This window comes from Bacillus cereus group sp. MYBK216-1 (genome assembly GCF_051916495.1).
GTDB lineage: Bacteria > Bacillota > Bacilli > Bacillales > Bacillaceae_G > Bacillus_A > Bacillus_A thuringiensis_K.
Window position 1 is genome coordinate 674175 of record NZ_JBQAGT010000002.1, and the last position, 25602, is coordinate 699776.

Here is a 25602-nt window from a genome sequence, read left to right on the forward strand (position 1 = left end):
CCTCCTATTATGACATCAATACTAGTATTGTAAAAAGGAATGCTTAATTAGGAAGAAAGAAAAGGTAAAGAATTTCTAAAGAATTATAAAGGATTATTAAATTTTGGGTGTTAATGGAAAAAGTTCAATTTCTTGTATGATAAGAAATTGAACTTTTTATTTATAATATTAACATTTGTATGGGAGTAGTTTTACAGTGAATGTTGTTTTTTCATCATCACTATATACTTCAATTGTTCCTTTATGCAATTCGACTATACTTTTTGCAATCGCTAATCCAAGTCCAGATCCACCAGTGTTTGTAGAACGAGATTTCTCAACGCGATAAAAACGTTCAAAAATATAAGGTAAATCCGTACTAGGAATAGGTTGTCCATAATTTGTTATATCAATTGTAATCATATTATTGCTTTCATAAGCAGTAAGGTCGATATAGCGACCTTCGCTTCCATAAGCGATAGCGTTTATAATAAGATTTTCAAACACACGCACTAATTTGTCACCATCAGCTAATACCATGAGCTTTTGAGATGAGAAAGAAGGTCGACATTCTATATTTGCTTCTTGAAATTGTATACGGAATTGAACAGTTAATTGCCCAAGTAATTCTACTATGTCAATAGGGACAGAATACAAGCTTAATTCTTTATTTTGAACACGTGTATATTCGAACAAGTCATTCATTAATGCATTAAGACGAGTGACTTTATCGTAAATGACTTGAATATAGTATCGCAATTCCACTTCATCTCTATAATTATCATGATGGATTAAATTTACGTATCCAACTATAGAAGTAAGGGGAGTACGTAAGTCATGTGATACATTTGTAATAAGTTCACTTTTTGCTTGTTCTGCTTGTCTTTCTTCATCAATGGAGACTTTTAATTGTTCAACAATTTCATTGACCCCGATTGCTAATTCTTCTAGATAATTATGATTTACAATAGAAACTTTATGATTGAAGTTTCCATTTGCAATATAACGAATTTCTTCTATCATTTTTTTAATACAAGTTTCATAATAAAGTTTTTTCTCGTGACGATAAAAAATGTAAAGATAGGATGAAAAGATAGAAAATAAAAACAAATAAGATACAATCATCATCCATAAAGATTCTTTAATCCCTTTATACTTTTCATAACCAAAAATTCGAATGAATTCTTTACCAAGTTCGGTTAGAGTAAGTGAACTCTCAATTACACTCGTAACGAGGCGATAAATAATTAATTCAGTAATAGGCGTGAGTGTGATAGCTAATAAGAGCCAAAAAATAAGTTTCCATTTAGGGATATCTTTTAATATATCAAATGCTTCATTTCTCAATTTTATAGCCAACTCCCCAAACAGTGTGAATAAATTTTTCTCCATTTATTACTGTTTCAAGTTTATCCCGTAAGTTGCTAATATGAACCATTACAGTCTTATTTGAACCGTAACCATCTTCATTCCAAACGCGTTCAAAAATTTCTTCTGAACTAAATACTCTTCCTGTATTACTTGCAAGTAAATATAAAATATCGAACTCAATAGAGGTTAGTTTAATATACTCTCCATTTACTTTAACAGTATGATTATGTTTGTGTATTTCAACAGAGCGAATACGAATAATACCATCTTCATTCTTTTGCGAAGTAGCGTTTTGGAAAGAGGATCTTCGTAATAAAGCTTTCACTCTTGCTACTAATTCTAATGGATTGAATGGCTTGATCATATAATCATCGGCACCTGTCATAAGACCTAATATTTTATCCATATCTTCTGCTTTTGCACTAAGCATTAGAATTGGTACAGTATTATTTTCACGCACTTCCTGACAAACTTCTAATCCGTTTCGCTTTGGCATCATAATATCCAAAATCATAAGGTCAACTTCATATGTAGAAACCTTTTGCAATGCTTCATCGCCATCATAAGCTTTATAAATGTTATAGCCTTCATTTCGCAAATAAACAGCAAGTAATTCAACAATTTCTTTATCATCATCAATAATTAATATGTTTTTATTCATTGTGTAGTTCCTTTCCTTACAAATCATCAACATTACTATAATATCAAACATTTATGTACTTGTAGTGACGATTCTGTATAAAATTTCATGTAACGTATTAAAAAGGAGTAAAAAGATTAATAACGAATATAAAATAACGAGGATATTTATATTCTATATTATACTGAAAGTTAGTTGTGAGGGGGATTTGTTATGCTGTATGACGATATATATTCATTTACTGCAACGGGAAAAATAGAAAATGATATTCAAGTTTTTTTACTAAAATATAATAAAGAGTTTACATATAAACATTCAATTTGTGTGGCAAATGTGGCAAAAAAGATTGCAGAAAAGTTTCACGTAGATAAAGAAAAAGCAGCAATTGCAGGATATTTACATGATATTAGTGGCATTTTTCCGAACGAGGAGCGGATTGCAGTTGCTGAAGAATTTGGGATAGAAATAGTGGAAGCAGAAAGAAAGTTTCCTATGATCATTCATCAAAAACTATCGAGAGTAATCGCAAAAGAAATATTTAAAGTAGAAGATGAAGAGATTTTAAATGCAATTTGTTGCCACACAACGTTGCGTAAACATGCAACGAAGATGGATTTAGTATTATTTGTTGCAGATAAAATAGAATGGGATCAAAAAGGGACACCACCATATTTAATAAAAATAAAAAAAGGATTGGGAAAATCTTTGGAAAAAGCAGCTTTTGTATATATTTCATATTTGTGGGAAAGGAAAGATATATTGAAAGTTATACATCCATGGCTAGAAGAAGCATATTGGGATTTAAAAGGAATTGTACAGTAGAAAGGACAAGGAAATGCAATTAAAAGAATATATGAATCAAACATTTCCAGGAGTTACATTAGTACCCTACTTATATTCTTAATGGGAAAATCATTTACATTTTGATTTTGGAAAAGATAAATATCAAATTGTAGAAGGAACCGACAATTTAAATACGGAATACTTTTCTCAACTATATACATATAATAAATTCTTATTTGAAGACATATTTTCAAAAGAAGATGTAGTGTTTATAGTGACAAATGTTTATAGATTTAAAAAGGAAAATATAAAAACTCCACAGAAAATAAATGTATACAATAAATATATTAAGAAAAGAGATTTAAGATTTCATATAAGATAAGAAACGTTACCGTTTTTATTTGAAGATGAAGAAGCAGATTTATATTGTACATATCATTTTTCTTTACAATGCCTTGCGGAACATATTAAATATGAATCGCTTATACAAGTTGTTAATCATGAGGATTTCTTTGATCTATATCCTCGATTTGGACGAAAAAAAGAAATTTCTTATCCAGATGTATTTCTCATAAATGCAACGAAAGATATTGTCATGTTTATGTATGATGATAGAGGATGTGAAGTAATTGCGAAGAATAAAGAAATAATACGAGATTTATATAAGAAATACAAAGAATGGATTCCAGATTATGAACGAGAAAGTATAGATAACTTATTTAAATGACAATAGGGGAAGTGAAGTGTGTAATGAAACGTATTGCAATTGTATCTGCATGGGAACCAGAACTGACGTATTTGCATCAACATTATCCAAGTGAACGTGTTGAAAAAAGAGCTGCTTGGGAATTTCATTTTCATACTATTAATGAGCTGGAAATTATATCAGTTGTTACTGGTGTTGGTAAAGTAAGCTGCGCTAGTTGTGTACAATTGTTAATTAGTGAGTTTCAGCCAGATGAGTTGTTTATGACAGGAATATGCGGAAGTTTATCAAACAAGGTGAAAAACGGTCATATTGTAGTCGCACTAAACGCAATACAACATGATGTTACTGCTGCTGGTTCAGGGGAAGATGTTTTTAATTTATATAACGGTAGAACAGCACCTATTGAAACAACAAAATCACTTGTAAGAAGAATAAAAAAAATACGATCGTATGATCCGATCCATTTCGGTACATTTTTATCAGGAGATCAACGTATTCGTAGTTCGGAAATGAGATATTTACTCCATACCGTATATGGAGCATTAGCAGTTGATCAAGAATTAGCAGCTTTCGCCTATGTATGCCAAATAAATAAAAAACCATTTCTCTGTTTAAAAGCTGCTTCAGATCAAGCAAATGATAAAACGAAAGAAGAACAAAAAATCTTTAAAATGCTAGCATGTGAAAGAGCATGTGAGCATTTAATTGCTTTTTTACGTGTTTATGAGATTAATGTAGTAAATAATAGATAGTTTGTTATAAAACAAATTAAGAGTGAGTTATATGTAGGGAAATGTCCGTTCATTTCAAATAAAGAGCTGAAATTTATAATAGATGGAATATATTATATGGGTACATGTTTAGTTTAATACAAGCAATTGGAGGGCAATTTTATATGATTCAATATAAAAGGTGTAGTGATGTAAATATTGATTTAGTATATGTCGATAATGACTTAAAAGGCTCTCTATGCGTAAATGAACAAGGTAAAATTAGTTTTATTTTCGTAGACAAAGGTTATAGAAATATTGGTGTTGGGATGAAATTATTACAAGTAGCAAGAGAAGAATTAAATTTATCAAGTTTATCAATTGGGTTTCCTAACAATAATTTATTGGAGGGTTTTTTAAAGAAATGTGGATTTGAAAAGAATTCTTTAGCGCAATATGAAATGTATTTATTACTCTAAGAGCGGAAAGATTTATTCTTTTCGTTTTTTATTTAGCCGTTATGTTGGTAAATGCTCCGCAATTATAATTTGTAATGAGAGGGATTTTGTTTATCCTTAAGTTATTTTTTTAATTGTCAATTTTATGCTAATAATTTTCTTTGTATAATATTCTAATTTTATGTAGAATAGATACGATGGGAGGGGATGAAATGAATAATGGATTAAAGTTTAAGATTTTTGAATTGCATTGTCTCGTTCAAAAGACTTATTCTGATATTAAAATAGCATGTGATATTGCTATTTATCAAGAAAACACTTCTAAATATTTAATTTCATTAGGATTTTTAAATAAATCATATATGACTTATATAGAAGCAAAAAGATTCTATCGTGAAAATGAAGAACTTGTAAGTGTAGAATTTGATAATTTCTTTGATATGTATGATAAATTAGAAAATGAATTAAAACAAGTTATTTCAACTGAAGATAAAAATCCTTCATTGCTACATAGCAGACTTGATCAGTTTCAGCAGAAAGTTGAAAATATAAATGACCTAATAAAAGTATTGCAAAATGCTCGTTAATGAATGCTTTTTTCTTTTTTGTATAGAAATTATGTATTAAAAACATTTTAGGGATATTACATATTGAAGAGGTGGCTTTTGTAGATTACAAAAGTCATCTTTTTATGTTAGGAATAGATTGTATACATTTTAGCAGTTTCATATAAATAATAGAAATTTATACGAGGTAAATATCATGGGAAATAAAAAAGAAATAGCTATAGTTGCATTAACAACAGGATTCGTTTTAACAAGTGTAACACCATATGGAGTAGGTCATGCAGAGGAACCTGGTCAAATGCAAGTTGAAATTCAAGAGGATTCGTTCCGTACAGGTGATCTTACACAACCATCAAAAAAGGCGCCAGAGAATGTAGTGAAAGATGCACTTAAGGAAAATACAGAGCATGCTTTGTCTCCAAAACAAGTTAGTGCAGAAACAGGAGTAGATTACAAGGTTCTTCAAAAACGTGGTTCTTATGATGGAACTACACTTGTGCGCATGCAACAAATATATGAAGGAAAAGAAGTGTATGGCCACCAGTTGACTGCTCACGTAGATAAAAAAGGTATTATTAAAAGCATTTCAGGAGCTAGCGCACAAAATTTAACACAAGAAGATTTAAAGAAACCTATTAATTTATCAAAAGAAGAAGCGAAACAATATATTTATAAAAAGTACGGAAACGACATTAAATTTATTTCTGAACCAGAAGTTAAGGCGGTTATTTTTGTTGATGAAAATCATGGGCAGGCTAGCAATGCATATCAAGTTACATTTGCTGCTACAACACCAAATTATGTATCTGGAACTTATTTAGTGAATGCTCATAATGGCGATATGTTAAAAGATATGGTACAAGAATCAAGTTTGAAAATAAGTGAAGAGTATGTTGAATCCGTTAAGGAAAATAAAACTAGCAATTTCACATCATTAACTGGAACAGGAAAAGATGATTTAGGCGTAACTCGTACATTTGGTATTTCTAAACAGACCAGTGGGAATTATGCGCTTGCTGATTACACAAGAGGGCAAGGAATTGAGACATATGATGTAAATTATAGAGATATTACAAATGAAGAAAGTTATTATCCTGGCATACTAGCAACTAGCGCTTCAACAACATTTAATGATCCAAAGGCGGTAAGCGCTCATTTCTTAGCAACAAAGGTATATGATTTTTATAAAGAAAAATATAATCGTAATAGTTTTGATAATAAAGGAAAAAAAGTAGTTTCAGTGGTACATGCATGGGATTCTGGAGGGACAAATGATCCTGAAAATTGGGAGAATGCATTTAGTACTAATATTAATAACATTAGTATGCTTTTATATGGAGATCCTATGGTAAAAGCGTTCGATATAGCCGGTCATGAATTTACACATGCAGTTACATCAAGTGAATCTAACCTTGAATTTTCAGGAGAATCTGGGGCAATTAACGAGGCATTATCGGATATTATGGGAACGGCTATAGAGAAATACATAAATAATAGGGAATTTAACTGGACAATAGGAGAACAAACTGGATCGATTTTTCGTAATATGAAAAATCCAACTGCAATTAATTTTTCAGAAGGACTACCGTATCCCGATGATTATAGTAAATATAATGATTTAAATGGAGAGGATTATGGAGGCGTTCATTTTAACTCAAGTATTATTAATAAAGTTGCGTATTTAATTGCACAAGGCGGTACTCATAACGGTGTAAATGTAAATGGTATTGGTGAAGATAAAATGTTTGATATTTTCTATTATGCAAATACTGATGAATTGAACATGACTTCTAATTTCTCTGAATTGAAATTGGCATGCCTTAAAGTTGCAACTAATAAATATGGAACGAACTCAATTGAAGTTCAAGCAGTCCAAAATGCTTTTGATGCGGCAAAAATTCCAGGAACAGTGAAAGAAAACGAAAAAACAGCAGAAAATCAAGCTCCAGAGTTAACTGTGCCGTTTACCATTACACTACGTGTAGGTGATACGTTTGATCCAATGAGAAATGTAAAAGCTGTTGATAAAGAAGATGGTGATTTAACAAATAAAGTAAAGCATAAAGGCGATGTAGATACTTCAAAACCAGGTACATACATTGTGGAATACTTGGTTGTTGATTCCCAAGGGAGAACTACAACGGCTAGACAGACTGTAATTGTAGAGGGAAATGGAGAAATATTAGATTTAGAACCTAAATTAACAGTGCCTGTTGGAGCGACAATGCATGTAGGAGATTCATTCGATCCAATGATAAAAGTAAAAGCTATTGATAAAGAAGACGGCGATCTTACTTCTAAAGTAAAAGTTGATGGTGGAGTAGATACATCTAAAGTCGGTACTTACGTATTAACGTACACGGTTACAGATTCTAAAGGTCATGAAGTAACGGCGAAACAAACTGTAACGGTTAAAGTTAGAGAAGAAGTTACAAATGAAAAACCAATACTAAAAGTACCTGCTACAACTTCAATTACTGAGGGTGATCAATTTGATCCGTTGGTAGGGGTATCAGCTACTGATAAAGAGGACGGTGACCTTACTTCTAAAGTAGCGTATGAAGGAACTATAGATACAACTAAAGCTGGTACTTATGAAATAATATATAGTGTCAAAGATTCCATGGGTAATGACGTAAATACAAAACAAAAAGTATTAGTGAAAGATAAAGAAACTAGCAAAGCTAATGGCCTTGCTAATAAGGCAAATAAGAGTAATATCTCAAACAACAGTAATAGCGATAAAAAAGAGTATACATATAAGGAGCTTCCAAAGACGGGTGTAAGTACAAATAACAGTGCAGCAATCGGCATATTGATGATTATTACAGGCACAGTACTCACTTTTGTTCGCAAATTTAGAAAGATACAAAAATAATAGTAGGGATTATTCGTTTGAAGAAAAGAGTTCATTATTCAGAAGAAATAAAGTAGAAAGTAAGTAAAACAAAATATGGATTTTTTACTTAATAAGATTTTAGTAGTTAAGCGGTGCATTTGGCTTCTATAAAAATTTGTAGTTGGATCATGTTCTGTCTACAAAACTACATTACATAAAAAACACGTTACTATTCTCATTAAAATAAAAGAATAGTAACGTGTTTTTTGGTTTGGAAAAAGCATAAATCCTATAGTTCATGAATCTGGGAGTGCTTCTAATCTGCCATTGATGAGTTACTGAAAACATTTTGTTTTAATGGAAGTTTCACTCTAAATGACAACATGAGATTTTCGATATTTACCAGGTGTTTCATTGGTGAATTTTTTGAAAATTTTAGTGAAATAACTTTGATCGCTAAAATTAAGCGAAGCGCATATGTCTGATAAGGGATAGGTGGTGAAAGTTAATAATTTCTTTGCTTCTTCGACTCGTTCACGTTGAATGTACTCAATTAATGAAATACCGACCTCTTTTTTAAATAATATAGATAAATAATCTGAATTCACATTTGCAAATTTAGCAAGTTGTTTAACAGATATTGGATTGTAAATATTTTTAAAAATATAGTTTTTGCAAATAGCAATAGTCTGTGAATGTTGCTGTGTTTTTTGTGCCTTTACACGGTCTGCAAAGGTGCAAAAAGCATTTTTTAATAAATCCCAAACAGATTCTTTGTCTTTTAAATCTTCTGTTCTTTGAATATGTAAATCATAAATTTTGTAAGCAATCCCAGATGGAAGTCCCCCTTTTATCGCATATCTAGTAGCGAGCGTGATGGATGAAATACAAATGTTTTTATGACGTCTTAATTGATGGAATGAAGATAAAGATGAAAGAGTCTCTTGTTGGAATTCGTAATAATATTTGAGTACGGTTTCTTTATCCCCGTTTTCTATAGACCCAAGTAGTTGCTGCTCTATATATAAATTATGATAAACAGATTTGTCTTTTTGCATTGAAATATATACATCTTCGTTTAAAATTCTGCTATGACTTATATGAACTGAGTCACTGTTATTTGAAAAGGTGCTTACATCTGAATTTTTTTTATAGAGAATGTTATAAAACAATATTGCTATATTTACAAAGAAATTTTGATCTTTCACTGACAATGAAAAATAACGGTCTCTTGTTCTTTTATAATTCGGAATAAAATTAAGGTTACTATCCACTTTACTTGTAGAAAAATTTACATGTGCCATGGGCCCAATAATAATAGTACCGTTCACCATATAATCACTCTTTATGTGAATTAAAATGAAGTGCCCTAGATGTTCGTGAGTTCTGAAGATGGGAGAATTATATGTATCATTTCTTTGAAAAAGCATATGTAACTGTTCTATTTTTGATGTATACAACGAATGTGAATCATTTTTTGATTTAAATTTTAAAAGAATATTGTTGTTACAATCTAAAAAACAAACTGGAATTTCGAAAGATTGGAAAAACATATTGCAAATGTACTCTATCTCAACTAGACTGAGCTTTTTAGTCATATTCTTCCTCCTTACAGTTATGCGTGATAGTTGAATAATTATATATTCCTTTTTTCATAAGTAGAAACGGAAAATCTTTATCAATAAAAAATATAAATAAAAGTTATAAACTTCTAAGAATAATACCATAATTTAACATGAATAGCACATATTATTTGAATATACAGGTAATAGTTTTGGACAGTAGCGTAAAATATGAATCGTCACACTTATTTGTTGGTTATTACTTATATGTATCAAAAAAGGATTAAGATTGGATTTTAAATAGGGATAGGAAGGGAGAAATGAATGGATTGACAGTAAGTGATTAGTCGAAATTAGCAGTGAAAGCTATTATGTAACAATGTAATAAGTCTTGAAGTAGAGATATGAGGGTAATTCAGGGGAGAAAATTACATATATCATGCAGAGAGACAACGTAATAATAGAAGATAAGAAAAGTGAATAAGTGATTGTAAACAATGGATTGTTGGACGACTATGTTTTATGTTATTGGTTTAAATCTGATACTTGGCACACTATTGCTTGTAAGAAGGTAATAGTAATAAAGAAATTTTTAAAATGATAGAAGTAGTAAAGGGGATAAGAGAAATGAAAAAAATATTTAGTGTGCTTTTAGTGTTATTCTTAACATTTTCTACATGGTCTAGTGTATTAGTAAAGGCAGACTCACCATCTAAAGGTACTTTAACGATTCATAAGTATGAACAAGAAAAAGATGGAGCGCAGGGACTAGAAGGTAATGGTTCTGCAAATCAAGAGGTGCCAAAAGATGTGAAACCATTAAAAGGTGTAACGTTTGAAGTGAAAAGGGTTGCTTCTTTTGAAAAAATTTCAAACGATGGGAAAATCGTAAAAGAAGACGTGAAACCTGTAATGGGAGCCACTCCAAATCAAGTAGTAACAGATGATAACGGACAAGCTGTATTAAAAGATCTTCCGCTAGGACGTTATGAGGTGAAAGAAGTGGCAGGACCTCCACATGTTAATCTAAACCCCAATACGTATACAGTGGATATCCCATTAACGAATAAAGAGGGTAAGGTGCTAAACTATGATGTTCACATGTATCCCAAAAATGAGATTAAACGTGGTGCAGTGGATTTAGTAAAAACTGGTGTAAATGAAAAAGTATTAGCAGGTGCAGTATTCTCTTTATTTAAAAAAGATGGTACAGAAGTGAAAAAAGAGTTAGTAACAGATGCTAATGGTCATATTCGCGTGCAAGGATTGGAGTATGGTGAATACTATTTCCAAGAAACAAAAGCTCCGAAGGGCTACGTAATAGATCCAACTAAACGTGAGTTTTTTGTTAAGAATTCCGGAACAATTAATGAAGATGGAACTATTACTTCTGGTACAGTAGTTAAATTAGAAGTGAAAAACTATGAAGAAGCAACTATTGATAAAAAGATTAACGCAAAATTGGAAGCGTTACCAATAAATCCGCTAACTAATTATAATTATGATATTAAAACATTAATTCCTGAAGACATTAAGGAATACAAAAAATATGTGGTAACAGATACTTTGGACAATCGTTTAGTGATTCAAGGAAAGCCAATCGTGAAAATTGATGGAGCAGAAGTAAATGCAAACTTTGTTGAGCTAGCTATAGAAGGTCAAAAAGTAACAGCTACAGTAAAAGATTTCACAAAATTAGATGGTAAAAAAGAATTTCATTTGCAAATTAAATCCCAAGTAAAAGAAGGGGTACCATCTGGTTCGGAAATTTTAAATACAGCAAAAATTGATTTTACAAATAAAAATGATGTAATGGGAGAAAAGGAGTCTAAACCTGTAGTTGTTGTTCCAACAACTGGAATAATTGAGTTAACAAAAATTGATGGTGCTAATAAGAATAAATTAAAAGGTGCAGAGTTTGTACTTAAAGATCATAATGGAAAAATAGTTGTCGTAGCAGGAAAAGAAGTAACAGGTGTATCTGATGAGCATGGTGTTATTAAATGGTCTAACATTCCATATGGAGATTATCAAATTTTTGAAACGAAAGCACCGACATATACAAAAGAAGATGGTACAAAAGCTTCTTATCAATTATTAAAAGACCCTATTGATGTAAAGATTAGCGAAAATAATCAAACGGTTAAATTAACGATAGAAAATAATAAAAGTGGATGGATTCTTCCGGTAACGGGTGGTATAGGAACGACTCTTTTTACTGTAATAGGCCTTACTTTAATGCTTACAGCGGCACTTGTTTTCTTTAGAAAAAAATTTGCTAGAAATTAAGATTTTAGGAACATGTAACTATATGAAAAGGGGAGAAGCAAAATGCTTTCCTCTTTTCGATATTTAAGCATATACAGAGGTGGAAATATGAAACGAAATCTTGTTTTGGGGGGTATTTTTTTATTTGGATTAGGTATTTTTTTATATCCTACTATTAGTAATTGGTTGGCGACCCGTGCACATTATTCTGAGATTAGCTCTTACGATAAGAAGATTAAAGCGCTACAAAAGAAAGAAGTCGAACGTAGGGAAAAAGAAGCAGCCGAATATAATAAACAAGTTCAAACTTCCATGAAAACATTTACAGATCCATTTTCTGAAAAAAAAAGTAATCATCAAGCGTATGCTGATGCGTTAAATTTAGGAGATGTAATGGGGTATATTGAAATATCGAAAATTAATATAAAACTGCCAATCTATCAAGGGACCTCTGAGGAAGTATTGAGCCGCGGGATAGGTCATTTAGATTTTTCTTCGCTCCCGGTAGGTGGAGAAAATACCCACACTATTTTAACAGGGCATCGTGGTTTACCATCAGCAAAATTATTTACAGATTTAGATAAGTTGAGTGAAGGAGATCTTTTTTTTATTCATTCTTTAGACAAAGTTCTTGCTTATAAAGTAAATCAAATTAAAGTAGTGTCACCACATGAAACGGACGATCTACAAATTGTAGAAAATAAAGATTATACAACTTTAATTACGTGTACGCCTTATGGAGTAAACACCAATAGATTGCTAGTTCGAGGTGAGCGTGTGGAGTTAAACGAGAAAGAAAAACAAAAAGTGAGTACAGAGATATTTATATTTAATAAGTGGGCTGTAATAGTTACAATCCTATTGTTATGTGTGCTTCTAGTCGTAATTTATAAGAAAAAGTTAACTCGATAGAATGTATTTATCCTGCATTAATGGGAAGTGGGACCGGAAATTCAAAGATAAGTAAAGACGGTATATAGGGGATGAAGTAAATCATCATTAATAAAAATTCATTTTATTCGACTATAGAAAAAAACGGTAAAGGTGGGAACAAAGGAATTGAGGCTACGATTAAAGCTGGTAAGTATTCATTTTATTGTTTTGTTAATGTTAAGTGTAAGTTTTGTCGTATATGTACCAAAAGAAGCATATGGATCCACGACTACCTTAGAAGGTCTAGGAGATATATCGCGTTATAATGCTGTTGTCTTTGGTAACCATAAAGCAATAGGTGGCGACATTGAAGGAGCAATTGCAGTTCAAGGTGATATGGATGCATCGGGGTATACGATTGTAGGTGCAGCAGCAGGAACATCTAATATAGTAGGTGAAAAATGGGTTGATGAGAGATATCCGTCCTTGTTATTGTCTGGAAAACTAAAAAAATCAAGAGAAGAATCTTTTATCATTCAAAACGGAATAGTCGTAATGACAAAAGAGAGTGATCCAGATCGCATCATACAACCTTCTTATGATCGTATCGTTTATAAAGAAAAACTAGAAATTGACGCGAAATTTAATGAATTTCGCAATATAGTGAACCAAGTTAGTAAAAATGCAGGTCAATATAAAACGAATGCCCCAATTCCAAATATGAGTCATGGAATCGGAAAAGATATAAACAATCCTAATATTTATGTTTCATCAGAATTGACAGAGAAAATCAATGTAGATATAAGAGATGTATTTTTGCCCAATGCTAAGGACAAAGATTTTATTGTAATGTATTCAGATGCAATAGAGGTTACATTTAAAAATGGGTCTATTCTATATGACACGAACAATATTGGAAAGGCTACAGATATAGTTCCTACATCACAACCATATTCGCCTAATTCCCCGTTTACTGAGCTATATGGGAAAATGATTTGGGTTTTTCCAAATGCGAAAAAAATTACAACAGAGGGATATGGTGTCGTTGGGAGTGTGTTTGCTCCCAATGCTGTATTAGAAACAAAAGGCGGTTCGATTAATGGACAAGCATTTGTCGGTGCGGTACAACAAACTGGTGGATTTGAATTTCACAATTTTAAATTTAACTGGCAACATTGGAACAAGCCTAGTACAGGAAAAGTGAAAATAAAAAAAGTTGATAGTAATAATGATAATAAAAAATTGGCGGGAGCAAAGTTTAAAATTGAAGATTTAAATGAGAAAATAGTTGGAGAACTAATAACAAATGAAGAAGGAGAAGTGATATCAAAAGACTTACCAATAGGAAACTATACCTTAGTGGAAGTAGAAGCGCCTAAAGGTTATGAATTATTAAAGGATAAAATAACTGTAAAAGTAGAAAAAGATGCAGTAGCAGAAATTAAAATAGGAAATAAGAAATTGCCCGATCCAATGGGGAAAATGAAGTTAGTGAAAGTAGATACGGGAGATAAAAATAAAAAGCTAGCAGGCGCAAAGTTTCATATAGAAGATTCAAATAAAAAAGTAGTTGGGGAGTTAGTAACAGATGAAAAAGGAGAAGTAATATCAAAAGACTTACCAATAGGAAACTATACCCTAGTGGAAATAGAGGCACCTAAAGGCTATGAATTAGTAAAAGATAAAATAGCTGTAAAAATAGGAAAAGATACAGTAGTAGAAATTAAAATAGAAAATAAGAAATTGCCAGATCCGACTGGGCAATTTGAAATTGAAAAAGTTGATGATAAGGATAGTGAATTAAAGCTAAAAGGCGCTGTATTTCAAGTGTTAGATAAAGAAGGGAAAGAAGTTAGTAGATTAATAACGGATGAAAAAGGAAAGGTAATTTCCAACCAATTAGCAATTGGAAAGTATACGATTAAAGAAATAAAAGCACCGAACGGATACATGTTACTTAGGGATCCAATAGAAATAGAAATTACAGAAGCAGTAAAGACACAAAAAATAACAGTGAAAAATGCGAAGAATAATTGGGTAATTCCTAATACTGGTGGGAGCGGAACAACAATTTTTTACGTAATTGGTATTATGCTAATGTTTGGTGTGCTATATTTCTGTAAGAAAAATCGTATATTATGAACTAATTTTATAGAGTTAGACAGATCGTTGCGTTAGAGAGTTTTAGGGCATGAGTTCGGTATTGTACTGGACTCATGGTACTACATTTGTTGAAGGAGGAAGGATAATAGTAAACATAGAATATATTAATGAATTAAAATGTTTAAGAGGTGAACATGGTGGCAATAAAACAAGACGAAATTAAAGTAGTTGTCGGAGCTGGAGTGTTTAATAATAATCCAGGCTGGATTCAAACGCAAGAAGATGAACTTAACTTACTAGATAAAGCTACGTGGGAAGAAAGATTTGAATACAACTCTATTTCAGCTATTTTAGCTGAGCATGTATGGGAACACCTTACTTTTGAAGAAGGTGTAAGAGCAGCTGAAATCTGTTATGAATTTTTAAAACCATCTGGTCATATTCGGTGCGGAGTCCCTGATGCATTCTTTCAGGATGAGGTATATCAAAATATAGTTCAAATAGGGGGACCCGGTCCAAAAGATCATCCAGCAGCAAGTCATAAAATCGTTCATAATTATAAAACATTAACGAAAATGTTTGAAACTGCTGGATTCGAGGTAGTTTTACTTGAATATTGTGATGAAAGTGGTCGGTTTTATTACAACGAATGGGATGCAAACGACGGTGTTATTTTCCGTTCGAAAAGGTATGATTCTAGAAATAAAGGCGATAAACTTGGTTTTCCATCGCTAATTGTCGATGCGATTAAGCGCTAATCATTCAACAAAAAAAGGAGTTAATTCTATGATTTCATAAGTCGCAAATGCGGCTTTTTTATTTGTACGTAAATCTATATTTAATTTTCAATACTATATAACTCGATTTAGAAAATATTTAAGTTTTTCTCAGCGTCATTCACTTTAAATTAACACTTCGTTGACATAAATATTTATTTTATATTTATATTCGTGTAAAACGAAACGGGAACATATATTCTGTATAAGGGGGCAATCAAAATGATAGCTGAAATTGGGAAACTAACTGATGGATATATTGTAAAATTTGAACGCGAATTTCCATATACGGTAGAGGAAGTTTGGTCTGTATTAACAGAAAACAGTAAGCTGAAAAAATGGATGTCCAATTTACAGATTGAAAGCCTTAAAACTGGTGGAATAATAAAGTTCGACATGATGGACGGTTCATTCATAAATATTGATATTTTAGAGTGTCAACTAAACTCAGTACTTGAATTTACTTGGGATAAAGACCGTGTCCGATTTGAAATACATAAAGAGGAAAATAGTACTCTTTTATTCCTTAAAGAGTACATTAATGAATTAACAGATCATACACCGAGAGATATAGCTGGTTGGCATATTTGTTTAAATCTTTTTTCTTGCGTTTTAGAAGGAGAAGAGAAAGAATTTTCTAAAGATGAATGGCAACAATGGTTTGAAATATACAAGGGTAAGATTCATGAAGTTAGAGGGTAATTACATAATAGGTAATATTCATTATGTAATTATTATATTGCAAATATGTTTTTAATGAGAAATAAGAATAGAGGTTCATATGAAGGTAAATCAATTGATTGCTAGTCGCGATCGAATCAATAAGTGAATTTTTATAACCTAAAGAAGGAAGAGGATATAAAAGTAAATAAAGAAATATAATTCAAACGTTATAAACAGTTGACCCTCACACAATGTCATTGTTTAAAATAAAGTTGAGCTTCAAAGTAGATGTAACTTATAGGAGGAAATCATGTTTAAAATAGGGGATTTTTCAAAACTATCTTCCATTAGTATACGAATGTTGAGACACTACGATAAAGTGGAATTACTACAACCAGTAAAAGTCGATGAGCAGAGTGGATATCGATTTTATTCAGCAGACCAATTAAAAAAAGTAAATCAAATTCAAACGTTAAAAGCTATGGGGTTTAATATTGCTACCATCAAAGAAATAATAGAATGCGATAATATAGATACCATAAAAGAGCAATTTTTTAATCGTAGTGCTCAAATTAAAGAAGACATGAATAATCTCCAAAAACAATTACGTCTCCTCGAAGACTCAATGAAAACGATGAGAGAGGATGTTGTTGAGATGAATTATCATGTTTCCATAAAAGAAATTCCAGAAAGAACTGTAGCTAGTGTTAGAAAGATTATTCCATCGTATAATTGCGAAGGTGATTTATGGAGTATATTAATGCAAGAAATTCAAATGAAAAATATTAGTATTGCCCATCCGAGTTATAGTATTGCGGTTTTCCATGATCGTGAATACAAAGAAAATGATGTAGATATAGAAATACAGCTAAGTATTCTTGGTAAGCACGAAAATACAAAAGACGTTACATTTAAAAATATGAAATCAACCAATGTAGCTTCTATAACAGTTAATGGAAGTTATGAACAGATGACAGCTGTAAATGAGGCTGCAGCAAAATGGATTGAGACAGAGGGTTACAAATTAGCAGGCCCGATGTTTAATATTTATCATGTGAGCCCAGCAATGGAATCCGATCCTAATAAGTGGGTTACAGAAGTTTGTTATCCAATAAACAAATAAGTAATAAAAAAAGGCATGTTTTATGCCTTTTTTATTTTATTAATATCTCGAAATATATAAATCTTAATCTTTACAGTTTTCGTATCGGACTATATAAGGCAATAAAGACTTCAATTATTTTAGTAAAAGCAGCTAAAGCAAATATAAATACAGGATTGTAGGCTGAAATAATTCCACCTACTAATGCCCCCAATGGCATAGATAATCGTGTAAGTACACGAGAAAAACCTAAAACACGTCCTTGCAAATTGGATGGAACAGTTTCCTGCCGAATTGATGTAACAATCGTATTCCATGTGATATTACATGTCATCGCGATTCCGAAAGCAATTCCGGGAGCAAGCCAATATGTACTCCACAAAGCAAATGTTAACCCAAGCGCTCCTAAAAATAGGAGTAAAGGAATAAGTACACCACGTCGAAATTTCTTTTCTAAAGGAACGGCAATTAAGCTTCCTAAAAGCCCACCTATTCCTATTAAAGTATAATTTTAGCCACTTTGTGCGGAGGTAAGATTTAATGTCGATAATAAATAATACATAAGTACACCTAAAACAGCACTTGCTCCAAAGTTACCTACCATAGCTTGAAGTGACAAAGCTATATTTAACCGATCATTTTTGAGCCATTTAAAACCATCAAACAAATCATTTAGTACATTTTGCAATGTTTTTTTATCAGTATTCTTTTTATTTAAGTTTTTTATAGAAGGTAATATAATCACAGCAATTAATGTAGCAATAAATGAAAGAACATTAATCCAAAGTACTTGAAAGCCGCCAATAAAAGATATGAAAAGCCCAGCTATGATTGGACCAAACAAACTAGCCAATTGATTAACCATTTGATATAAAGAATTAGCCTTCGTTAATGATGCACCTGCGATGTGTGGAATGACTGTAACAGTTGTTACATCAAAAAGCATGGACATAACTGCTAAGATAAAAGTAATTACGTATAAATGCCAGACTTCTAATAGATGTAATGCATGTAAAATTGGTACGAAACTTACTAAAATAATATTGGTAATATCCGCCATCCAAAGTAACTTTTTTCTATCATATCGATCAACTAGTACACCAACTAAAGGGCCAAATAAAACGATTGGCAATACGTTAACAGCAAATAAAGAACTCATAATTACAGCTGAACCAGTTAATTGATAGGCAATCCAAGGCAGTGCAAAAGTATATAGTGAATCCCCGATTCGTGAAATGAGTAAACCAAAAATAAAAATCTTGTATTCTTTTGAAAAAGTTGTCTTGATAGTTAATCTTCGTTCTTGTACAAATTTCACAATTGTATGACCTCCCTTTTTTATAGAGGAACTTGAAAATAATCCGTCCAATACGTATTAAATATAGAATTCTGTAAGAAGTTGTTGAATCCTACTTTATAATATTGATTTTATATAAAATTGTAGGGAATAGAAATTAGGGCGGTTTTTATGCGAGGAGGCGGAATGATTCGAGAACAAAAGGGGTTGCTGGATAAAGAGTTAATCTTACGACCTTTTCCACAACTTTTGTTTTAGCAGAACTAATAAAAGAGAATCCTATATTACTTCAGCGATGTTTAAATTAGCAACAAAAGCCACTGTAATAAGGGGCTTTTGTTGCTAATAATTTAATGATATGTGTACCCTCCATCTGGAAATAATACATTACCCGTAGTAAAACTATTTTGCATTAAATATAGAACAGTATGTGCAATTTCATTATTATGGCCAGGCCTTTTTACAAGAGAAAGAGATTTATAAGATTCATAAGCATTATCAAGAAATACCACCTAAAGTAGAATATAGCTTAACTGAACATGGAAAAACAGTCAGTACTGTTTTGGATAGTATTTGTAGTTGGGGAAGAAGACATTTAGAACATATAGTTAAAGATAAACTATAAAATTATTATGTAAACCAAATGTAGTGCGAAGTTAAATGTTGTTTTAATAATTTTTATTTTATAATATATAATTAAACAGTGTTGTAGGTTATATTACATATTTAATTTATTTTTACAAAGGGGAAGTAATAAGATGAACGAATTAGAGTATAAAAGCTTCTATGATAAAGTAGGAAGATTAAATGGATGGGATTTTAGCAAAATAAAATGTGAAACTGTAGGAGATACATGGGACTTTTATAGTGAGGTAAAAGAAAGGTGTAAACCATCACATATTTTACTTGATGTTGGTACAGGCGGAGGAGAAAATGTACTTAACATAGCATCTTCGGCTAAATTGTTAATTGGAATTGATAATTCTAACGGCATGATTGAAACGGCACATTCTAACTTGAAAAAATCAGGTGTACAAAATGTTGAGTTTCTTCAAATGGGTTCTGAAGCTTTAACATTTCCGCATGCCCATTTTGATATTGCTTCAAGTTGTCATGCTCCGTTTCTAGCATCTGAGTTAGCAAAAGTAATGAAAAAGGGTGCCTTTTTCTTAACACAACAAGTAAGTGAGAATGATAAATTAAACCTGAAAGAAGCATTTGGCAGAGGACAATGCTTAGGTGAACGAGATGGCACTTTAAAAGAAAAGTATATGGATGAACTTATTAGTGCAGGATTTGATCTCGTGCAAGTACGCGAATATGATGTTACTGATTATTACAGTACGCCTGAAGATCTTATTTTCTTATTAAAACATACACCTATTATTCCTAGATTTGGAGAAGAGGAAGAGGATTTTACTATTTTACAAAAGTTCATTGAAACGAATAGTTCTGAAAAAGGGATTCGTACAAATTCAAAAAGATTTATGATTATCGCTGTTAAATTATAATATATTTTAGTGTAAAAGCTGCTTTTCATTTAAAGAAAAGCAGCTTTTTGTGTGGAAAAGAATGCAGGAAATGAAGGTTTTGAAACGTTACTATATTAACAATGAAAAATTAAACGTACATATTACTGAATGGGGGAATAAGGATAAACCTGTTATTTTTTGTTTACATGGATTAGGAAGTACGAGTTTAAGTTTTATAGAAATTGCTGAGGAATTAAAAGAAGAGTATAGATTTATCTCCGTTGATGCACCTGGACATGGTAAAACACCGCCCTTTGAAAGAACGGAAGATTATGAGATGCCCAATTTAGCAAATTGGTTAAATGAAATAATAAATGAATTGAGAATCGAACACTTTTATTTTCTATCACATTCATGGGGAAGTTTTGTAGCGTTATTTTATTTGTTACATCATCCAGAAAAAGTACAAGGAAGTATTCTTATTGATGGTGGATATCAAACAAAAAGGCTTCAAGAAGAAACGTTGGGAGAAGAAATTGCTTATTATAAAAAGGACTTTGATGAATACGTTTTTAATAATTGGGACGAATTTTTCAAAAGTGAAAAAGAAGCTTATACTAGGTGGTCTTCATTGTTAGAAGTTGCTGTAAAGGACCTAGGGGTCGAAATGGATAATAAAGTATGGTGGCATGCCAGGGGGAATACAGCTAGTAATATAATAAGAGGTATGCATAAAGATGAAACGATAGATATATATGAGAAGCTGCCGGCTAATATTGTATTACTTCGAGCTACAGTTCCACAAGTTTGGGCGGATTATAGAGATAAGACAGTAAATGTTTTCAAAGAGAAAACGGACAGTATAGTAAAAGTAATTCCTGATACTACACACATGTTGCACGGGGATAAACCAGAAATTGTTATAGTAGAAATAAAAAATAATTGGAGCTAACATATTCATACTAAAGTTGTAGTTTCTATATAAAAAATCCACCCTTCCGTTTGATTTTATCTATTTATAAGTGTAATACAATACGAATAGATAATAAGAAATGAGGGGGAATGTAAAGTGATTACACATATATCAGATATAAAACTACAAACGGTTTCCATAGAAGGGGTAAAACAAGTTTATAAGGACATATTATCTTTTCCAATAAAAAAAGAAACAGCATCCTTCATTCAATTTGAAGTAACACCTTATACAACAATTAGCTTTCAAGAAGTGTATGAACCAATTGTACCTGCACATTTTGCTTTTGAAATCCCATATTCAAAATTTCATGAAACAGCAAGATGGCTTGAGGAGTCTGGATTACTCATTGCGAAATGGAAAGATGGTCATATAATTGATGAAGAGGATGGTCGATTCAATTTATACTTTAAAGACGGAGATGGAAATCTTCTTGAAATTATTGCACATAGTTATGTTAAAGAGGATGTATTAGTACCACACTCACCTTTAAACATTTTATACGTACGGGAAATTGGTCTTCCTGTTAAAAGTGTACCTATTTTTAGAGAATGGCTGAAATTAAATTTAAATATGAAAACGATGGAAGAAGGGGATATTTTCAGCTTTGTTATAGGTGGCACTGCATATATCGTCGCGACTTGGTGGCAGAGACCTTGGATTCCAATCGCGATGAAAGCTTTACCACCGAAAGTGCACGTTTCTTTTGGAACACCGGATCCCGCATTTTTACAGCGAATCCAAATTAACTTTAAGAAAAATAATGTTCCATTTGAATGTAAACATAATGAAGTGTCATTTATTGAGCAGGGATATACATTTTCTATTGTGTATATACCAGAGTTTCATTCAGATATTCCTAAACAAATAAACTTACCGCTTTCTATATAGTTATAGAAAGCGGTAAGTTTATTTTGTTTTAAGGAAAATTAAAGTCTAGTTATTATGTTGATTTAACATTTGAGCTATTCCTTGACCAAATGACCAATTCTCCATCGGTGTCTCGTGTAGTGTAATGAAAACATCAGCAGTAGAGATTTGTAGAATATTAGCTGTACTAGTGGCTATAGCTTTATATAAATCTTTTTTTTGATTAATTGTTCTTCCAGGTCCACATGTAATAGAAACATAAATCATATTATTGGATCGTTTTAATGAACCTTCTAAAAGATAAGATGAATTATAAAAAAGTTGATGAGAAGGATAAGGTAAAAACATTTGAAAATAATCATTTTCAGGAATATTGAAATGTTCAATTAACGAATGGTGAATTTGATTGCTTACATTTTTTAATAACTTATTATCGGATAATTTTTCAGGATGATAAACGGTGACAAATGGCATAATAGAGGACTCCTTTCCTTTTGATTTCATTTTACTTCCAATGTTTCCATTTGTATAATTGAAAATATATTAACTAATTATTAATAAAATCGATGAAGATGGTGTATGAAATGGAAATGAAAGAGTTACTTACATTTAAAAAAATTATTGAAGAAGGAACGTTTTCACAAGCTGCTAAACAATTAAACTATGCACAATCAACAGTAACAACACATATGAAAAAGCTGGAAAATGAAATTGGTTTTCTGTTATTTGAAAGAGGATGGGATGCAAGATTAACAGAAGAAGGAAAACTTTTTGCAGAGGAAGTAGAAAACTTAGTAACACATTGGGAATATTCAATAACTCAAGCACAACGTATTAGTAATGAAGAGAAAGGGAGTTTGAGAATAGGCCTATTAGAATCCGTTGCTAAAAGGTTAATACCGATAATATTAAAGTTTTTAAATGCTGAAAAACCATACATACATTGTGATTTTGTAGTGGGAAATACAGCACTTTTATCAGAAATGATAGAACATAATAAGATTGATTTTGCGGTGTGCGGAAATAATGAAAATAAATCAAAGGTACAATTCACCCCAATATGTGATGAACAGATTGAATTTATAGTGAATAATCCCAAGCATCCTTTGTTACAAAAAGAATCCGTTGAAGCATTTGATATTATAGATTATCCAGTTATTGTAGGAGAAAGTAATTGTTATTCCTATCAATCTGTAAGTTCTTTCTTGGTAGAAAACAATTTATCTTTTAAAAGAATTTACAATTGTAGTGCTTTAAACCTCATTCCAGAAATGCTTTTTGAAAATGCGATAGGAATTATCCCGAAAGGTACAATTTTGAATGAAGAAATACTATCTTTTAAGATTAAGGACTTTAATTCTAAAATCCCGATTGGTATATTAATTTCTACTAAAAATAACAATTATTTAAGTCAAACGAAACAAAACATTATCAACATCATTAAAGTCGCCCTATAATTATGCTAAAAAATTATAGGGCTGTTTTCGATGCGTACTTTTCTTTTAGCATTTCAAAGATTTTTGTAATAATAGGATTTATGTGAGTAGAAGGATTTCCTAACATTGCAGTGAATTTAAAATAGGGGTGTAGAATACTATATGGTTTAAGGAGGGTGAAACTTGAACTTAGGTGAGCCAATGGCTAAAGGAAATACAGCGGAAATTTATCTGTATGATAATAAGATTGTGAAGTTATTTAAAGAATATCTTCCAGGTACAGAGTCTATGAATGAAGCAAAAAAACAAAAATATGCTTATTCATGCGGGCTGCCAGTTCCAAACGTATTTGAAGTGACAAAGATACACGATAGACAGGCAATTATTATGGAATATGTAAAAGGAGAGAACATTGGTAATCTCCTGCTTAATAATTTGAATGAGGCAGAGCGTTATATCGGCCTTTGTGTTAATGAGCAAAAAAAGATCCATGCTATACGTGTGAATACAGATGAAATGGAGTTAATGAGGAAAAGGTTAGAGCGTCAAATTAAATCTGTACAAAAATTGGATGAAAGCAAAAAGAAGAATATATTACAAAAATTAGATTCTATTACATTTAATTTTAGGCTATGTCATGGAGATTTCCATCCATTTAATTTGATTTTGAGTAAGGAAGAGAAAGTGAAAGTTATAGATTGGGTAGATGCTAGTTCAGGTGATATTCGCTCAGATGTATTTCGAACATACTTGTTGTACTCACAATCTTCGGTAGAATTAGCTGAAATGTATTTACATATATATTGCAGTCGTACCGTCTTATCAAGAGATGAAGTTTTTCAATGGGCTCCTATTATTATTGCAGCTAGATTTTCTGAAAAAGTATCACCGCAAAATGAAGTGTATTTGAAAAGATTATTGAATCAGTATTTATAAGTCATAAAAAAGGTTGTCAGCTAATTAATAAATGCTGTTGTTTAACCAAAGTTTCCTTGTAGTTAAACAACAGCGTTCTTAAATATTGATATAGGTATTCTTATTTTCGATCTTCATCCTATAAAGGTTCATAATCCGTACTTGTTCCTCCGTTAATTCTTCTTTATCCCAATACATATGCATTAAGCTATATTCAAAAATCTCCTTTAATTTAATAAATAATGGAAACTTGTCTATCATCTCTTTTGGTAGTTCATTTTCCTCTTGGTAGCCTTCAAATAGTGCTTTTGTAATAGAATGTTCATAGTCAATGATATTCCCATTTCCAGCAAATGAATATTCTATCGCACTATAAATAGGAACGGCTAAATCGAATATGTAAAAATGTTTTTGGAATGAATCCAAGAGAATACCAACGAACAACATGCCTATTCAATCATTTGTTAAACTCAATATAAATAAAGAAGGGGAGTTCAAAATGAATATTTCTAGAAAATTAGAGGTTGAACAGTTACGTAATAAGAATAGTGAGCTATTTGATAAAGATGTACTTAACATATTGAATGGTCAAATGATGTATGAAGAATTTAAAACGGAGGAGCTAATGGGTGAGTCTGATTATGCTCCATTTAACGAGGCCATGTGTGTAAATAGCGCTACTGCACAAGTTTTTGATGAAGAGTTTATTAAAATAAGAGCAGAAGGTCATAACAGTTCAGTCGAAAATTATGCAAAAAAAGTTATAGATCCGTTAGAAAATCTATTTGCGAAAAAGTATAAATGTATTGTTTTATGGTTCGGTGAAGATATGTTTTGCCAAATGAATCTACTTACTTTACTTTCATACCTTGAGCAGTCGTGCTATGAAGGGAAAGTATACTTAAATAGTTTCAGGGAGGATGAATTTAAAGTAAATCAAATTGAACTTGAATTGGGGGATAATTCTACTATATACAATGAAGTATTAGTAAACCATAAAAAGACTTATCATAAAGTACCACCTGTAATGTATCAAGCTATAGATTTATATTTAGAAATGCTAAAAGAAGATAATATCGTAATGAAATTCATCTCTAAAAATAAAGGTTTATCAAATCAAGAATTATTAACAAAGTTGTTTTATCTTTTTCCAACAATCGGATATGGTGATACTCAGTACATAGAATTGATAAATAAAATAAAGAAGAAAGCTGAACCTAAAATATAGGAACAGCTT

The 25602-nt window shown here is 31.3% G+C and carries 21 protein-coding genes and 5 pseudogenes; 19 read left to right on the forward strand and 7 right to left on the reverse strand.

Going from position 1 to position 25602, the window contains the following annotated elements:
- Nucleotides 1–168: 168 nt before the first annotated feature.
- Entirely contained in the window at nucleotides 169–1326 is a 1158-nt protein-coding gene (locus ACTFRH_RS08930; RefSeq protein WP_001243310.1) for a sensor histidine kinase, read from the reverse strand.
- Entirely contained in the window at nucleotides 1316–2011 is a 696-nt protein-coding gene (locus ACTFRH_RS08935) for a response regulator transcription factor (RefSeq protein WP_001038807.1), read from the reverse strand. Before ACTFRH_RS08935 ends, ACTFRH_RS08930 begins: the two co-directional genes overlap by 11 nt.
- A 192-nt stretch (nucleotides 2012–2203) precedes the next feature.
- Here ACTFRH_RS08935 and yqeK point away from each other — a divergent pair, with 192 nt between their 5' ends.
- The 6 genes and pseudogenes from yqeK to ACTFRH_RS08965 all read left to right on the forward strand — a co-directional run bounded on the left by yqeK (nucleotide 2204) and on the right by ACTFRH_RS08965 (nucleotide 8094).
- The gene (gene yqeK, locus ACTFRH_RS08940) at nucleotides 2204–2812 is read left to right on the forward strand and encodes a bis(5'-nucleosyl)-tetraphosphatase (symmetrical) YqeK (RefSeq protein WP_000964996.1); all 609 of its coding nucleotides are present in this window, start codon (nucleotides 2204–2206) and stop codon (nucleotides 2810–2812) included.
- 13 nt (nucleotides 2813–2825) lie between these two features.
- Nucleotides 2826–3500: pseudogene (locus ACTFRH_RS08945) on the forward strand (DUF3885 domain-containing protein).
- Nucleotides 3497–4234 carry a phosphorylase family protein gene (locus ACTFRH_RS08950; protein WP_033690110.1) on the forward strand — a complete coding sequence of 246 codons (738 nt, stop codon included), beginning with the start codon at nucleotides 3497–3499 and terminating at the stop codon, nucleotides 4232–4234. Before ACTFRH_RS08945 ends, ACTFRH_RS08950 begins: the two are co-directional and overlap by 4 nt.
- Nucleotides 4235–4422: 188 nt before the next feature.
- Nucleotides 4423–4671 (forward strand): annotated as a pseudogene (locus ACTFRH_RS08955) (GNAT family N-acetyltransferase); the annotation flags it as partial.
- Nucleotides 4672–4862: 191 nt separating this feature from the next.
- The gene (locus tag ACTFRH_RS08960; RefSeq protein ID WP_001059022.1) at nucleotides 4863–5237 is read left to right on the forward strand and encodes a hypothetical protein; all 375 of its coding nucleotides are present in this window, start codon (nucleotides 4863–4865) and stop codon (nucleotides 5235–5237) included.
- A 175-nt stretch (nucleotides 5238–5412) separates the two neighbouring features.
- Nucleotides 5413–8094 (forward strand): M4 family metallopeptidase, encoded by a 2682-nt coding sequence (locus ACTFRH_RS08965; protein ID WP_440048722.1) that lies wholly within the window; start codon nucleotides 5413–5415, stop codon nucleotides 8092–8094.
- A gap of 332 nt (nucleotides 8095–8426) precedes the next feature.
- On the opposite strand, the gene ACTFRH_RS08970 is transcribed toward ACTFRH_RS08965, so the two are convergent.
- The gene (locus ACTFRH_RS08970) at nucleotides 8427–9653 is read right to left on the reverse strand and encodes an AraC family transcriptional regulator (protein ID WP_000162849.1); all 1227 of its coding nucleotides are present in this window, start codon (nucleotides 9651–9653) and stop codon (nucleotides 8427–8429) included.
- A gap of 591 nt (nucleotides 9654–10244) precedes the next feature.
- Here ACTFRH_RS08970 and ACTFRH_RS08975 point away from each other — a divergent pair.
- From ACTFRH_RS08975 to ACTFRH_RS09000, 6 genes are all read left to right on the forward strand, one after another.
- Nucleotides 10245–11906, forward strand: coding sequence for an LPXTG cell wall anchor domain-containing protein (locus ACTFRH_RS08975; protein WP_000719310.1), 1662 nt, complete (start codon nucleotides 10245–10247; stop codon nucleotides 11904–11906).
- 87 nt (nucleotides 11907–11993) lie between these two features.
- The gene (locus ACTFRH_RS08980) at nucleotides 11994–12797 is read left to right on the forward strand and encodes a class C sortase (RefSeq protein ID WP_003301355.1); all 804 of its coding nucleotides are present in this window, start codon (nucleotides 11994–11996) and stop codon (nucleotides 12795–12797) included.
- 147 nt (nucleotides 12798–12944) lie between these two features.
- Complete coding sequence (locus ACTFRH_RS08985) at nucleotides 12945–14900, forward strand: SpaA isopeptide-forming pilin-related protein (protein ID WP_001239481.1); 1956 nt, start codon at nucleotides 12945–12947, stop codon at nucleotides 14898–14900.
- A gap of 158 nt (nucleotides 14901–15058) precedes the next feature.
- Nucleotides 15059–15619 (forward strand): class I SAM-dependent methyltransferase, encoded by a 561-nt coding sequence (locus ACTFRH_RS08990; RefSeq protein WP_033673015.1) that lies wholly within the window; start codon nucleotides 15059–15061, stop codon nucleotides 15617–15619.
- A 240-nt stretch (nucleotides 15620–15859) separates the two neighbouring features.
- Nucleotides 15860–16339, forward strand: a complete 480-nt coding sequence (locus tag ACTFRH_RS08995) for an SRPBCC family protein (RefSeq protein ID WP_000559846.1) — start codon at nucleotides 15860–15862, stop codon at nucleotides 16337–16339.
- Nucleotides 16340–16610: 271 nt separating this feature from the next.
- Nucleotides 16611–17423 (forward strand): MerR family transcriptional regulator, encoded by an 813-nt coding sequence (locus ACTFRH_RS09000; RefSeq protein WP_000472626.1) that lies wholly within the window; start codon nucleotides 16611–16613, stop codon nucleotides 17421–17423.
- Between the two features lie 70 nt (nucleotides 17424–17493).
- Here the strand turns inward: ACTFRH_RS09000 and ACTFRH_RS09005 are convergent.
- Together ACTFRH_RS09005 and ACTFRH_RS09010 are read right to left on the reverse strand one after the other, a co-directional pair.
- Nucleotides 17494–18720: pseudogene (locus tag ACTFRH_RS09005) on the reverse strand (MFS transporter).
- 329 nt (nucleotides 18721–19049) lie between these two features.
- Nucleotides 19050–19193, reverse strand: a pseudogene (locus ACTFRH_RS09010) (SDR family oxidoreductase); the annotation flags it as partial.
- Between ACTFRH_RS09010 and ACTFRH_RS09015 the strand changes: the two are divergent.
- The 4 genes and pseudogenes from ACTFRH_RS09015 to ACTFRH_RS09030 all read left to right on the forward strand — a co-directional run.
- Nucleotides 19190–19324 (forward strand): annotated as a pseudogene (locus ACTFRH_RS09015) (winged helix-turn-helix transcriptional regulator); the annotation flags it as partial. The pseudogenes ACTFRH_RS09010 and ACTFRH_RS09015 sit on opposite strands and share 4 nt — an antisense overlap.
- A 133-nt stretch (nucleotides 19325–19457) precedes the next feature.
- Nucleotides 19458–20210, forward strand: coding sequence for a class I SAM-dependent methyltransferase (locus tag ACTFRH_RS09020; protein ID WP_001003875.1), 753 nt, complete (start codon nucleotides 19458–19460; stop codon nucleotides 20208–20210).
- A gap of 79 nt (nucleotides 20211–20289) precedes the next feature.
- Nucleotides 20290–21123: an alpha/beta hydrolase gene (locus ACTFRH_RS09025; RefSeq protein WP_033690253.1), complete on the forward strand. Its 834-nt coding sequence runs from the start codon at nucleotides 20290–20292 to the stop codon at nucleotides 21121–21123.
- Nucleotides 21124–21240: 117 nt separating this feature from the next.
- Entirely contained in the window at nucleotides 21241–22035 is a 795-nt protein-coding gene (locus tag ACTFRH_RS09030) for a VOC family protein (protein WP_000627937.1), read from the forward strand.
- Between the two features lie 45 nt (nucleotides 22036–22080).
- Here ACTFRH_RS09030 and ACTFRH_RS09035 read toward each other — a convergent pair whose 3' ends face one another.
- Entirely contained in the window at nucleotides 22081–22488 is a 408-nt protein-coding gene (locus tag ACTFRH_RS09035) for a tautomerase family protein (protein WP_001117409.1), read from the reverse strand.
- 110 nt (nucleotides 22489–22598) lie between these two features.
- Here ACTFRH_RS09035 and ACTFRH_RS09040 point away from each other — a divergent pair, with 110 nt between their 5' ends.
- On the forward strand, nucleotides 22599–23471 hold the full coding sequence (locus tag ACTFRH_RS09040) for a LysR family transcriptional regulator (RefSeq protein ID WP_000425265.1): 873 nt from the start codon (nucleotides 22599–22601) through the stop codon (nucleotides 23469–23471).
- Nucleotides 23472–23633: 162 nt separating this feature from the next.
- Nucleotides 23634–24386, forward strand: a complete 753-nt coding sequence (locus ACTFRH_RS09045; protein ID WP_001048449.1) for an aminoglycoside phosphotransferase family protein — start codon at nucleotides 23634–23636, stop codon at nucleotides 24384–24386.
- 78 nt (nucleotides 24387–24464) lie between these two features.
- Here ACTFRH_RS09045 and ACTFRH_RS09050 read toward each other — a convergent pair whose 3' ends face one another.
- A complete protein-coding gene (locus ACTFRH_RS09050) occupies nucleotides 24465–24812 on the reverse strand; it encodes a hypothetical protein (RefSeq protein ID WP_000899728.1) in 348 nt (115 codons plus the stop codon).
- Nucleotides 24813–24864: 52 nt separating this feature from the next.
- On the opposite strand from ACTFRH_RS09050, the gene ACTFRH_RS09055 reads away from it, so the two are divergent.
- Nucleotides 24865–25593: a hypothetical protein gene (locus ACTFRH_RS09055; RefSeq protein WP_002181532.1), complete on the forward strand. Its 729-nt coding sequence runs from the start codon at nucleotides 24865–24867 to the stop codon at nucleotides 25591–25593.
- Nucleotides 25594–25602: the final 9 nt, after the last annotated feature.